The 12,224-nt window shown below is 66.0% G+C and carries 14 protein-coding genes; 4 read left to right on the forward strand and 10 right to left on the reverse strand.

Translation table 11 applies throughout. The annotated features are described in order from the left end of the window. Positions 1-122: 122 nt before the first annotated feature. Genes I3253_RS12980 through I3253_RS12990 form a run of 3 tightly spaced genes read right to left on the reverse strand, consistent with a single transcriptional unit; the run spans position 123 to position 2,481 of the window. Positions 123-983: an SMP-30/gluconolactonase/LRE family protein gene (locus I3253_RS12980; protein ID WP_197918172.1), complete on the reverse strand. Its 861-nt coding sequence runs from the start codon at positions 981-983 to the stop codon at positions 123-125. After that, entirely contained in the window at positions 980-1,585 is a 606-nt protein-coding gene (locus I3253_RS12985; RefSeq protein ID WP_197918173.1) for a 2-dehydro-3-deoxy-6-phosphogalactonate aldolase, read from the reverse strand. Before I3253_RS12985 ends, I3253_RS12980 begins: the two co-directional genes overlap by 4 nt. Continuing rightward, the gene (locus tag I3253_RS12990; protein WP_197918174.1) at positions 1,582-2,481 is read right to left on the reverse strand and encodes a 2-dehydro-3-deoxygalactonokinase; all 900 of its coding nucleotides are present in this window, start codon (positions 2,479-2,481) and stop codon (positions 1,582-1,584) included. Before I3253_RS12990 ends, I3253_RS12985 begins: the two co-directional genes overlap by 4 nt. A 162-nt stretch (positions 2,482-2,643) precedes the next feature. On the opposite strand from I3253_RS12990, the gene I3253_RS12995 reads away from it, so the two are divergent. Beyond that, on the forward strand, positions 2,644-3,459 hold the full coding sequence (locus I3253_RS12995; protein WP_197918176.1) for an IclR family transcriptional regulator: 816 nt from the start codon (positions 2,644-2,646) through the stop codon (positions 3,457-3,459). 25 nt (positions 3,460-3,484) lie between these two features. On the opposite strand, the gene I3253_RS13000 is transcribed toward I3253_RS12995, so the two are convergent. Further along, positions 3,485-4,426, reverse strand: coding sequence for an aminotransferase class IV (locus I3253_RS13000; RefSeq protein ID WP_197918178.1), 942 nt, complete (start codon positions 4,424-4,426; stop codon positions 3,485-3,487). Positions 4,427-4,493: 67 nt separating this feature from the next. Beyond that, the gene (locus I3253_RS13005; protein WP_197918180.1) at positions 4,494-4,898 is read right to left on the reverse strand and encodes a rhodanese-like domain-containing protein; all 405 of its coding nucleotides are present in this window, start codon (positions 4,896-4,898) and stop codon (positions 4,494-4,496) included. A gap of 118 nt (positions 4,899-5,016) precedes the next feature. On the opposite strand from I3253_RS13005, the gene I3253_RS13010 reads away from it, so the two are divergent. Next, on the forward strand, positions 5,017-6,294 hold the full coding sequence (locus I3253_RS13010) for an NAD(P)/FAD-dependent oxidoreductase (RefSeq protein WP_197918181.1): 1,278 nt from the start codon (positions 5,017-5,019) through the stop codon (positions 6,292-6,294). Between the two features lie 260 nt (positions 6,295-6,554). Here I3253_RS13010 and I3253_RS13015 read toward each other — a convergent pair whose 3' ends face one another. Genes I3253_RS13015 through ubiT form a run of 4 tightly spaced genes read right to left on the reverse strand, consistent with a single transcriptional unit; the run spans position 6,555 to position 9,502 of the window. After that, a complete protein-coding gene (locus I3253_RS13015) occupies positions 6,555-7,061 on the reverse strand; it encodes a DUF2478 domain-containing protein (RefSeq protein WP_197918182.1) in 507 nt (168 codons plus the stop codon). A 12-nt stretch (positions 7,062-7,073) separates the two neighbouring features. Then, complete coding sequence (gene ubiV / locus I3253_RS13020; RefSeq protein WP_197918183.1) at positions 7,074-7,979, reverse strand: ubiquinone anaerobic biosynthesis protein UbiV; 906 nt, start codon at positions 7,977-7,979, stop codon at positions 7,074-7,076. Between the two features lie 3 nt (positions 7,980-7,982). Beyond that, a complete protein-coding gene (gene ubiU, locus I3253_RS13025) occupies positions 7,983-8,960 on the reverse strand; it encodes a ubiquinone anaerobic biosynthesis protein UbiU (RefSeq protein ID WP_197918399.1) in 978 nt (325 codons plus the stop codon). Continuing rightward, the gene (ubiT, locus tag I3253_RS13030) at positions 8,960-9,502 is read right to left on the reverse strand and encodes a ubiquinone anaerobic biosynthesis accessory factor UbiT (protein ID WP_332255699.1); all 543 of its coding nucleotides are present in this window, start codon (positions 9,500-9,502) and stop codon (positions 8,960-8,962) included. Before ubiT ends, ubiU begins: the two co-directional genes overlap by 1 nt. 127 nt (positions 9,503-9,629) lie before the next feature. On the opposite strand from ubiT, the gene I3253_RS13035 reads away from it, so the two are divergent. Together I3253_RS13035 and I3253_RS13040 are read left to right on the forward strand one after the other, a co-directional pair. Further along, a complete protein-coding gene (locus I3253_RS13035) occupies positions 9,630-11,138 on the forward strand; it encodes a UbiD family decarboxylase (RefSeq protein WP_197918402.1) in 1,509 nt (502 codons plus the stop codon). Further along, positions 11,135-11,701 (forward strand): UbiX family flavin prenyltransferase, encoded by a 567-nt coding sequence (locus tag I3253_RS13040; protein WP_197918185.1) that lies wholly within the window; start codon positions 11,135-11,137, stop codon positions 11,699-11,701. The genes I3253_RS13035 and I3253_RS13040 overlap by 4 nt, the downstream gene beginning before the upstream one ends. Before the next feature lie 6 nt (positions 11,702-11,707). Here I3253_RS13040 and I3253_RS13045 read toward each other — a convergent pair whose 3' ends face one another. Then, positions 11,708-12,217 (reverse strand): OsmC family protein, encoded by a 510-nt coding sequence (locus I3253_RS13045; RefSeq protein ID WP_197918186.1) that lies wholly within the window; start codon positions 12,215-12,217, stop codon positions 11,708-11,710. Between the last annotated feature and the right edge of the window lie 7 nt (positions 12,218-12,224).

Consider the following 12,224-nt stretch of genomic DNA (forward strand, 5'->3'; position numbering starts at 1 on the left):
AACAAAAGCGACCATATGACAGGAGTGTAAAGCCCCGAATTCGCAATCTGTCGAGAAATCGGGCAACTGCGACACTAAATTGCGCCAAAGCCCGCCCATCCCCCTGAAAATGCCGATCCGTACTACAAGATAACCGCCGGTTCCGCCTGCCCTCGGGTGACGTTCTCACACACAAAGGTCATCCCGTTCTGTGGCTCCGCCGCCACCACCTCGGGCGACAGGTGCTCCAGCGCCGTGGTGCAGAACAGCGATGTCATTTCCGCGCCGCCAAAGGCCGGGCAGGACGAATGCCGCCCGCCCACCCCGACCGCGCGCAGGAATGTCCCGTCCGGGGCATAGGCCGCCACGCGCGATGCCCCCCATTGCGCGATCCACACATTGCCCTCGGCATCCGTCACCGCGCCATCCGGGTTCAGCCCCTCCGCGCGCTGGTCCACGAAAACCTCCGCCGCGCCGATCGGCCAGCCGGTGTCCCGGTCCAGCGCCCAGCGCATCACCCGCCCGCTCAGCGTATCGGTGTAATAGCCAAGCCCGCCCCCCGGCGCGAAACAGATCGCATTGGAAATCGACACGTCCGGCACCAGCTTGCGCAACTCGCCCCTGTAATATCGGTATATCGCGCCCGCCTTCGGCTCGGCGCCCTTGCCCATCGTCCCGATCCAGAACCCGCCCTGCGGGTCGGCCCGCCCGTCATTGCTGCGCGTCGCCATGTTGTCCGCCTCCAGCGGCACCAGCAAATCCCGCTGCCCGCTGCCCGGATCGAACCGCCACAACCCGGTTTCCGAGGCCAGAATCAGCGTTTCGCGATCCACCCAGCCAGCCGCCGAAACATACTCGTCAAACGCCCATTCCAACGGCGCCTCACCCTCCCGGCTCAGCAACCGCTTTCCCAAAATATCAAACCAGAACAACTGTTTGCGAAGCGGATGCCACAACGGCCCCTCCCCCAACGCACAGACCCGTTCGTCATAAACCCGACTCATGTCATTACCTCGTCATAGGCGCGTACCAGCGCAACAGCGCGTTCGCGCACATCCTCCACGGTCATGCCCGGCCTGTACAGGGCCGACCCGATGCCGAACCCATCCGCGCTGGCCGCCCGCCATTGCGCGAAATTCGCCGGTCCCGCGCCGCCCACCGCAAAAACCTGCGTTCCCGCCGGCAGCACCGCGCGCAGCGCCGCCAGCCCGCCCGGCCCGGCCATATTGCCCGGAAACAGCTTCAGCCCGGTCGCCCCGGCGCCCAGCGCGGCAAAGGCTTCGCTGGGGGTGAATATCCCCGGCCAGCTTTCCAGCCCAAGCGCCCGTGTATGCGCGATCACCGCGCCGTCGCAATTGGGCGACACGATCAGCCGGCCACCAACCCCGGCCACCGCATCCACCTGCGCCACACTCAGCACCGTGCCTGCCCCGATCAACGCCCGGTCGCCGCAGGCCACCACCATGGCCCCGATGCTCTTCAGCGGATCGGGCGAATTCAACGGCACCTCGATCCTCTTTATCCCCGCATCGATCAGCGCCGCGCAAACCGGCACGGCCTCGTCCGGCGTGACGCCCCGCAAAATAGCGATCAAGGCCCTGCTCATATCCCGGTCTCCACCATGTTGCGCGCCGCCACCAGCCCGGCCAGCGTCATCGCATTGCAATCCTGTATCTCAACCGGCACGCCCTGCGCCCTCAGCGCATCGCCATAGATGCCCGCCATCGCCCCGGCGCCGATCACCGCCACGCGCTGGCCCAGCCAATAGGGCCGCGCCGCGCGCATCTCTGCCCCGATCAGCAACCCCGAAAGCCGTGCCCGCGCCGCGCCGCCATCGATCCCGTCCAGCAGATCGGACGCACGGATGCCGAACAACCGCCCGGCCAGTTGCTCGGGTTGCGACAGGGTGATGTCCAGCCCCGCGTCAAAGGCCGCCCTGTCCCATCCCGCCCCCACCGAATGGCGCAGCACCGATTTTCCCGACAACAGGTCAAACATCTCGCCCGTCATGAAGGTCTGGAAACTCACCACTTCCCCGGCGCTGACATGGGCCCATTTCGTATGCGTGCCCGGCAGGCAGATCACCCCGTCCCAGCCAGGGTTTTGCGCAAGAAATCCCGCGATCTGGGTCTCTTCGCCGCGCATCACATCGGCGGGCCGCGCCTGTTTCAGCCCTGCCACCAGATAGACCCGCAGCCGCGTATCCGTGTCCGGCACGCGCATTGGCCGGTCTGGCAGCGGCCTCGCCGGGACCGCCGCATAGGGCGCCTCGGCCCATCCCTGACGGGCGCCCACCATGCCACAGGCGATCACATCCGTCGCCCCGTCGCCCAGCCAGGGCGCGATCATTTCCAGCAAGGCGGGCTCGAACCGATCGCGCGCCAGCCGCCCCATCCCCTGATCGCCGCTGACTTCGGCCAATGCCGTTTCGCCCCGCATCGCAAAGGCCCGCAACCGGGATGTGCCCCAGTCCACCGCAATCCATTCCGCCGTTACGCTCATCACCCGCTCCAGACTCTCCGCGCGCCGCATCGTCCGCCGGTCACGCCCCTTGCGGTTCCACATATTGAAACCTAATATTACATAATGAAACCTTACACCGCACGCGCGGCGGGTTTGTCAACACAAACCGCCCGGACACGGGCCGCAAGAGGGATAGGATACATGGCCGAGAATGGAACCGTGGGCAAAGCCTGCGATGTGCTGACGCTTGTGGCCGATTTCGGCCACCCTGTACGTTTTGCCCGGATTCAGGCGCGCAGCACCTTGCCCAAGGCGACGCTCTATCGCCTTCTGCAATCCCTCACCAATCAGCGTATGCTGGCCTATGATGGCGCGGCCCAAACCTATGCGCCGGGGATGCGGCTGGTGCGGCTGGCCCACGCGGCCTGGGCGCAAAACGCGCTGGCCCCGGCGGCCCGCCCCTTCCTCGATCGCCTGTCCCGCGACATTCCCGAAACCGTGCACCTGGCACAACTGGATGCCGGTCAGGTGCTGTATGTCGACAAGCGCGAGGCGAACAAGCCGGTCGACATGTATTCGCAGGCCGGAAAGGTGGCCCCGGCCTATTGCACCGGCGTGGGCAAGGCGATGCTGGCCTTCCTGCCCGAACCGGACCTGTCGCGCGCATTGGCGCTGCAAAGCTATCACCGGTTCACCGATCATACCTTGTGCAGCGAACGGGCACTGCGCGCCGCGCTGGAAGACATTCGCCTGCACGGCGTTGCCTATGACCGGGAAGAGCACGAACCCGGTATCATCTGCATCGCGGCCCCGGTGCTGAACCGGGCCGGGCGCGTGCTTGGCGCGCTGTCGATCACCGGGCCGACGCACCGCACCGGATTTGATCAGCTGGGCGCCTGGGCCACGCGACTTGTCGACACCGCCAACCGCATCGGGCAAGAGGTCGAACTGTGGCAATTCCCCGAATTTCCCCCGCCCGCGCCGCGCCCGATCGGCACCGGTGCAATACCGACGTGATACCGACGCGATACCGACACGGGTTTTACCGGCCCCGCGCCGCCTTTTGCGCCGCCACGTTATCGGCGATCGCCTGCTTGTACAGCGCCCGGAGTCGCGTTGTTACGGGCCGTTCCCCGGTGCCGATAATCCGCCCGTCGATCTCGGCCACCGGCGTCTGGGCGCCAAAGGTGCCGGTCAGAAATGCCTCGTCCGCGCCATAGGCTACATACAGCGAATAGTTCTTTTCTTTTAGGGGGATACCGTTTTCGTGACACAGGTCGATCACCTTTTGCCGCGTCACCCCGTTCATGCAGTAATCCCCCGTCGAGGTCCAAACCTCGCCCCGGCGCACGATGAAGAAATTGCAGGCATTGGTGGTGTTCACGAATCCATGCGGGTCCAGCATCAGCGCCTCATCCGCCCCGGCCTGTTCGGCCTGTAGACAGGCAATCACGCAAGTCAGCTTGGAATGGCTGTTGAACTTGGCATCCTGACTATGCGGCAAGCCCCGCACCTGCGGCACACTTGCCAGCTTAATACCTTGTTTTTGAGTGCTTTGCGCCGGCCTGGAATGCTCGACAATGGCCACGATTGTCGGCCCGAACCGCGACAGGCCGGGGTGCTGAAACGGCTTGGCCTTGCGTCCCCGCGTGATCATCAGGCGGCAATGGGCATCGCCCGTCATCCCGTTCGCCGCCGCTGTCCGGTCCAGAATGTCCCGGATATCCTGTGGCCCTTCCTCGATCGACAGCGCCACCGCCTTGAGCGCGCCGAACAGCCGGTCCATGTGTTCCTCGAAAAACGCCCATTCGCCGTCGTAAAGCCGCATCCCCTCCCACATGCCGTCACCCAGCATGAAGCCGCTGTCGTAAACCGACACAACCGCCTGATCTTTTGGCACAATATGCCCGTTCACATAGATCCTGATGTGATCGTTCCGCCTGTCGGCCTCGGCGTCATGTGTCGAATGGCGCTGGGTGCTCATGCCTCTCCCTTCCAGGCTTGTCCGTGCACCACCCTAGGCCCTGTCGCACACCTTTCCAACCACCGCGTCACCGCTCTCTCGGCTCGGGAAAAACCACCGGCCCACCGTGTTTTTCCCATGTTGAAAACCCCTCTTTCAGATGCGCCGCTTCAAACCCCATATCCTGCAAAAGCGCCACCGAAAGCGCCGAACGCCACCCCGAGGCGCAATGAAAGACAAACTTGCGATCTTCCGCGAAAACTTCTTTGAAATAAGGGCTTTCCGGGTCCACCCAGAATTCCAGCATCCCGCGCGGGCAATGGAAACTGCCCGGAATGTACCCCAGCCTCTGGCGTTCGCGCACGTCGCGCAAATCCACGATCTGCACCTCCGGGTCATCCATCATCGCGATCAGATCCGGCGTTTCGATCTCCTCGATCCGGGCGCGCGCGGTGGCCACCATCTCTTTCACCGATGTCTTCAGTTTCGCCATTGGCCCCACTCCTCGAAATCTGGCAACCTGCCTCATTTCCCACTTTCCCAGCTTGCCGCCAATCCCTACTGTCCTCAAGTGCCCCGCGCCCACCCCGTACCCAAAACGTTTCACCCTGATGACAGACCCCGATACATCGCCGATCTCCCACTGGGATCACTCCGGCGCCGAGCCCGATCACTCCGCCCCGCTTGACGGGGACACCGCCTGCGATCTCTGCATTGTCGGGGGCGGCTATACCGGGCTGTCCACCGCCCTGCACGGCGCCGCGCGCGGGCTGGACTGCCACGTGATCGAGGCCAAGGGCATCGGCCATGGCGGGTCGGGCCGCAATGTCGGGCTGGTCAATGCGGGCCTGTGGCTGCCGCCGCGCGAGGTGCGCAACAAGCTGGGCGACACGCTTGGCACATCGCTCGTGACAACCCTGGGCGAGATGCCCTCTTACGTATTCTCGCTGATCGAAACGCACCAGATCCGCTGCGACCCCCGGCGCAACGGCACCATTCACGCCGCCCATTCGCCGCGCGGCCTTGCCGATCTCACCCGGCGCGCCAGCCAGTGGCAGGCCCTGGGCGCTCCGGTGGACCTGCTCACGCCCGCACAGACCGCCGAAATGACCGGCACCCGGCGGTTTCATGGCGGCCTGCTGGACCGGCGCGCCGGAACCATAAACCCCATGGGATACGCGCGCGGCCTTGCCCGGGCCGCGCGTGGCGCCGGGGCGCGCATATCCACCCACACCGACGCGCAGCGCCTGCGCCGCGAGAACGGCCATTGGCTGGTGCATACCGATCGCGGCACGGTCCGCGCGCGCAACGTGGTCCTGGCCACCAACGCCTATTCCGGCACGCTTTGGCCCGGCCTGGAAAAGCTCTTTACCACCATCCACTTCTTTCAGGTCGCCACCGAACCGCTTGGCGCGCGGGCCGATGCGATCCTGAAGGGCGGGCAGGGTCTGTGGGACACCGCGCCGATCATGTTCTCGCTGCGCCGCGACGGCGACGGGCGGCTGATCATCGGGTCGATGGGCGCGGTTCATGGCCCCGATGGCGCCCTGTCGCGCCGCTGGGCCCGCAAGCAACTGGCCCGCCTGTTCCCCGATCTCGGGCCGGTCGATCCGGGCACACCCTGGCACGGCCGGATCGCCATGACGCCCGATCACGTTTTCCGCATGCATCGGCTGGAAGACGGGCTATTTGCACCGATCGGCTATAACGGGCGCGGCATCACAACGGGCACATTGTTCGGCAAGGCGCTGGCCGATCTGCTCTCGGGCGCCGATCCCGACAGCCTGCCAATCCCGGTGAGCCCGCCCAGGCCCATCCGCGCCCGACGGCTGCAAACCGGATTCTATCACGCCGCCTTTGCCGCCAATCAACTCTGGAAAAGCCTTTAGGGTCAGGACCCATTAATCCTGCACCACTGGTTTAACAGATTTGCTGTCTGACTACGTACAATGCCGCAGGAATAGTGGTTCTATTTCAAGGCATTGAAAGGACGTCAGGCGGCAAATCCGTCAAATCCGCAGGACGCCAAATCCACTTCATCCCAGCGGCTTGGCACGCTTGGAAATAGAGCCACTATGTCCGGCGCGCGTCAAACCCCCGATATTTCGCGGATTTGGCGCCAGTGGTGCAGGATTAATGGGTCCTGACCCTAGGCACATGCCTTTGCGCACCAGGCCCGCAACGCCTCGGCATCGGCGGGCAACGGCGTCGCCATCTCGCCGGCGAAATCGACAAATTCGGGCAGGATGCCGCGCCCAACACCCACCAGCACCGGCACACCCTGGTCCAGCGCCGCCGCGATCACATCGCGAAACCCGCGCCCGGCGGCTTCCTCGGGGCCAAACTTGTTAAGAATGAACAGCTCGGCACCGTGCAATCCCCGCCCCTCGACCAAAGCCACGGAACGCGCAATTGCCTCCGGGTCCAGCCGACAGGCCCCCGACCCGGCGCCCAGCTCCTGAGTGATCGCGATAACCGGGCCGTCGGGCAACACCCGAACCTTCATATCGCACCCATTTTCGAACCGGCTGGCATGGCCCTGATCCCTGACGATCCCGGCCACCTGCCGCCCGCCAGCGCGCAACGCGTCGGCAAGGCTGGACAGCACCGCGTCGGTCTCGCCCTTTTTCGTCGAACTGACATACCCGATCTTCATCGCACCCTCCCGTCAGGCCGCGCCCCGCGCGCCCGACCACGCCACGCCCCGTTCCCCGGTCAGGAACCCGTCGGACAAGCGCACATCCGGTTGCGCCGCCTGCACCGCCGCCACCAGCGCCCCGGCCGACATGCGGCCCTCAAGCAAATCCCGATACCATCCGCACAACGCCGCAAACCCATGCGATTGCGGCGACAGGCGCAGCGCCGTCACCCCGGCATCGCGCAGCGCCGCCACCTGATGGGCCATGCAGGCAAAACTGTCCGAAAGCGTCTGCACACCGTTCATCGCCAGAAACGGCTGATCCTCCAGAGTGCGCACATCCAACCCGTCCGGATCGTCCTCGCAGGCAAACTGGCAATTGTCCTTGGTCCGCCCGTGCAGCCGCGCATGATAACACCGCCCCGAGATTGCCAGCGGCACGCGGCCATGCCCCCAAACTTCGATCTCCACCCCCAGATCGCGCCCCTTGCGGGCCAGCGTTTCCACCGATTGCAGCGGCAATTCCGGCGGCAGGCACACCCGCGTCGCACCCCGCCCGGCCAGCCAGCCCAGCGTGCCCTCGTTATAGGCATTCACCAGCGGCCCCACCGAAAACGCCGCGCCTTCGGGCAGATAGGCCAGCGCGGTCAGATCGTTGACTTCCACCTCCACGCCCATTTCAGCCAGTTCCGCCATCGCCTTGCGCTCACGCTTGAGAGTGATCAGCGCGAGGCTGGTCAGCGCGACGGCCTTGCCCGCGCCCTGCAATCGCTCCACCGCGCCGGGAATGCAGTCCTGATAAAACGGCATCCGCTTTGAACACACCAACTCGCCCAGCACCACGCGCTCAGCCGGCGACGCCGCCACGTCGTCATAAAAGTCGCGCCACCGGGCAGCGGGCCAGAAAAACTGGTTGGGTCCAACGGTCAGCTGCATGTCTTATCTCCAGGTCTTCTTGTAGGCACCGGTTGTCATGGCCTGCCCTTCGCTCAGCCCCGCCAACATGCCCTCGGGCAGGGGCCGGCCATCCTCCAGCGCGTCCACCGCGGCGCGGAAATTGCGCACCACCTGCGCCACATAGGATCGCGACCGCTGCCGCCCCTCGATCTTGAGCGCGGTGACACCGGCCTTGTGCAACTGCGGGATCAGCTTTTCCGCGTTCAGGCTCACCGGGTCTTCAAACAGATGCCCTGCCTTCTCCCCGGCGCCGAAACAGCCTTTGCACAAGGTCGGATAGGGCGCGCTTTCGCCATTGCCGGTGCGGTGAATCGTGTAACCGCCCAGCCGCGCATCCAGCACGCCGTTTTCCTCGTGATAATCCACATGGCTGGCCGGGGAACATACCCCGTTCATGTTGGGGGACCGCCCCGTGACATAGGACGACAGCGAACAGCGCCCTTCAGCCATCACGCACAGCCCGCCAAACACGAAGACCTCTGTTTCCACCCCGGTCTCGGCATTGATCGCGGCGATTTCCGGCACCGACAGCACGCGCGGCAGCACCACGCGCTTTACGCCGAACGTGCCGGCGTAGAAATTGATCATGTCGGCATTGGCCGCCGCCGCCTGCACCGACAAATGCCGCCGCTGGCCGGGATGGTGGCGCGCGGCGTAATCCAGCAACCCGATATCGGCCAGAATGATCGCATCCGCGCCGCAGGCCTCGGCATCCGCCACCGCGCGGTGCCACAGTGCCTCGTTGCCCGCACTCGGAAAGGTGTTGATCGCCACCAGCACTTTCGCGCCATGCGCATGGGCAAAGCGGATGCCCTCGCGCATTTCCGAGCGGTCGAAATTCAGCCCCGGAAAGTTGCGCGCGTTGGTTTCATCGTTAAAGCCGCAATAGACGGTATGCGCCCCGGCCTTCACCGCCGCGCGCAGGGCCGCCGGGGTGCCTGCCGGGCAAACGATTTCCATCACCATGTCCCCGCCTCCTCGGGCCGGGTCAGCGCCACACCGGTGCGCCGCTCGGCCATGGCGAAGATGCGCCGCATCGGCGCTGCCAGCGGGCCGGTCATGGCGGAGAATTCCTCGGCCAGATCCAGCTCGGCGTCATCCACCGCGTTGCGCAGCGCCAGCGCCGCGCCGGTATCGCCCGAAATCACCAGATCGCGCGAGAAAAACAGCGCGTCGCCATCAAACGCCCCGTGAACCAGCCCGATCAGCGCCGCCAGCGGGCCGGAAATGCGCGCATCGCTCGCAACCTCGCCGCGCATCACGCGCAGCCTGGGCACACCGCCGTTCGGCTCCAGCAACAGCACCACCGGCAGGTCGGTCGGGTCCAGCGCAAAGGCACAGTGGTCATGCTCTCCCAGCCGGCGGATCAGCCCCGGATGCGCGCGCGATATCCGGCGGCAGGCGGCGGTCAGGGCCAGCGACAGGGGCGCCAGGGGCATGGCGCGCAGCGGTATCGCGGCGGTGGGCGGGAATATCGGGATCGGCTGAGTGGCAACAGACACGCAGGACTCCATTTTCTGTGGTCGCACCCCTCGCTATGCCATCCCCGACGCCCCCGAATTGATCAATGTCAATTCCGTGCGCGCCCGGCGCTGATAAGGGCTGAAAACCTGAACCGAGGACATGCCGATCCGCTCCCTGCCGCCATATCCCGATCTGCGCGCCTTTCTGGATCACTGCCGCTCCACCGGCGCCTTGACCGAGATCGCCGAGCCGGTGGCGCTGCGCCACCAGATGACGGCCGTGCACCGCACCGTGCTGGAAGCGGGCGGGCCGGTGCTGAAATTCACCGCCCCGCGCGATGCGCGGGACCGCACGCTTGACATCCCGGTTGTCACCAACCTGTTCGGCACCGGCGAACGCGTGGCCGCCGGCCTTGGCATTACGCCGGATGCGCTTGACGAACTTGGCAGCTTTCTCGCCGCCTTGCGGGCGCCAACCCCGCCGGACGGGCTGCGCGATGCGCTGTCGCGCTGGCCCATGCTGCGGGCGGCACTGGCGGCGCGGCCCAAGACCGTGTCGCGCGCACCGGTTCACCAGGAGATGCAATCAGGCGACGACGTTGATCTGGGCACCATCCCGGTCCAGACCCACTGGCCCGGCGATGCCGGTCCGCTGATCACCTGGCCGGTGGTTGTGACCCGCCCGCATGACAGCGCCGCCCAGGCCGCGCAAACCTATAACGCGGGCGTCTACCGCGCCCAGGTGCTGGACAGGACCCGCCTGATCCTGCGCTGGCTGCCGCATCGGGGCGGTGCCAGGCATCACGCCACATGGATCGCGGCAAACGAACCGATGCCCGTCGCCGTGGTGCTGGGCGCCGATCCGGCAACGCTTCTCTCTGCCGCGCTGCCCTTGCCCGAAACCGTGTCGGAACTTACCTTCGCGGGCGCTCTGAACGGCGCGCGGACCCGGCTCGTGCCCGCGAAAACGGTGCCTCTGCTGGTCCCCGCCGAGGCCGAGATCGTGCTGGAAGGCTGGGTCCATCCCGGCGAAAGCGCGCCCGAAGGCCCGTTTGGCGATCATACCGGGTATTACAACCCGGCCGATCCTTTTCCGGTGATGCGCGTCAGCGCCATAACCCACCGGCGCGATCCGCTTTACCTGTCCACCTATACCGGGCGCCCGCCCGACGAACCGGCCATTATCGGAGAGGTGTTCAACCGCCTCGCCCTGCCGACGATCCGCGCCCAGATCCCCGAGATCCGCGATGTCTGGCTGCCCCCGGCGGCCTGTTCCTATCGCATTGCTGTCGTGTCCATCGCCAAACGCTATCCCGGCCAGGCCCGGCGGGTGATGATGGCGCTTTGGGGGATGCTGCCGCAATTCAGCTATACCAAGATGGTCATCGTCGTGGATGACGATATCGACGTGCGCAACTGGGACGATATCGCCTGGGCGCTGGCCACCCGCATGGATCCGTCGCGCGATCTTCTCACATTGGACAACACACCCATGGACTACCTCGATTTCGCCTCGCCCCGGCCGGGGCTGGCCGGCAAGATCGGCCTGGATGCCACCAACAAGATCGGCAGCGAGACCCAACGTGACTGGGGCACTGTCATGGCCACCGCACCCGCGGATCTGGACTTTGCCCAGGCCCTTGTGGCGCGCGTGTTGCCAGGGCTGTCGTCATGAGCGCGCCGCGCGTGATCCTGGGCGTTTCCGGCGCCTCGGGCGCCGCGCTGGCACTGGCCGCCGCCCAGCGCCTTGCCGCGCTCGGGGCCGGGATCGACCTGGTGATCTCGCGCGCCGCGCGTCTTACCCTGGCCGAAGAGATCGGCAAGGGTGCGGTGGACGAGTTGCACGCGCGCGCCACCCATATCCACAATATCGACAATATGGGCGCCGCCATCGCCTCGGGCTCGGTGCCGGTCCAGGGCATGATCGTCGCGCCCTGCTCCATGCGTTCGCTCGCCGCCATCGCGCACGGGCTGGACGACACGCTGCTGACCCGCGCCGCCGGGGTACAGCTCAAGGAACGCCGCCGGGTTGTCCTGCTCACCCGCGAAGCCCCGCTGACGCTTGCGCACCTGCGCAACATGAGCGCGGCCACCGAAATGGGCGCGATCCTGCTGCCGCCGGTCCCGGCCTTCTATCTCAAACCACAAAGCCTTCAGGACGTGATCGACCAGATCGCCGCCCGCGCCGTCGATCTTCTGCAACTGGGCGCGCCGGGCGCGCGGCAATGGCACGGCTGAGCGGCGTCAGTCCACCGCCACCCAGCCATCCCCGTCGCGCAGCCTGTGGGTTATCGTGTTTCCCTGCCCCAGCGTCTGCTCGATGAAACAGCCCTTGCGCGCCGCCGCCACCAGCGCCAGCTGATCCTGCCGTGGCGCGTCGCTGTCGATCCATATGTCGATCTCAAAGGATTTCGGCGCGGTTTCATACACCCGCCCCTTCGCCGCCCAGTCCCAGCACACGCGGGTCTCCACCCGCAGATCGGCAAGCCCCACGCCCAACCGTTTCGCAAAGGCCCGGATCTGGGTCATGATACAGCCGGTCAGCCCGCCGACGAACAACGCCAGCGGCGGCGGCGCGCTGGCGTCACCGCCGTGAAACGGCCCCTCATCCGTGGCCAGTTCGAACCGTTCCTCCATCGGCTGCACCATGCGCACGTCCAACTCGTTGCGCATCTTGCCCACAGCCCTGCCCGTGCAGGTGAACTGCACGACCGCACGCGGCGGCGCGTTGTCCAACGTGATATGATCCGTCATGTCCGCC

Source organism: Thiosulfatihalobacter marinus, from assembly GCF_016019955.1.
GTDB lineage: Bacteria > Pseudomonadota > Alphaproteobacteria > Rhodobacterales > Rhodobacteraceae > Shimia > Shimia marinus_A.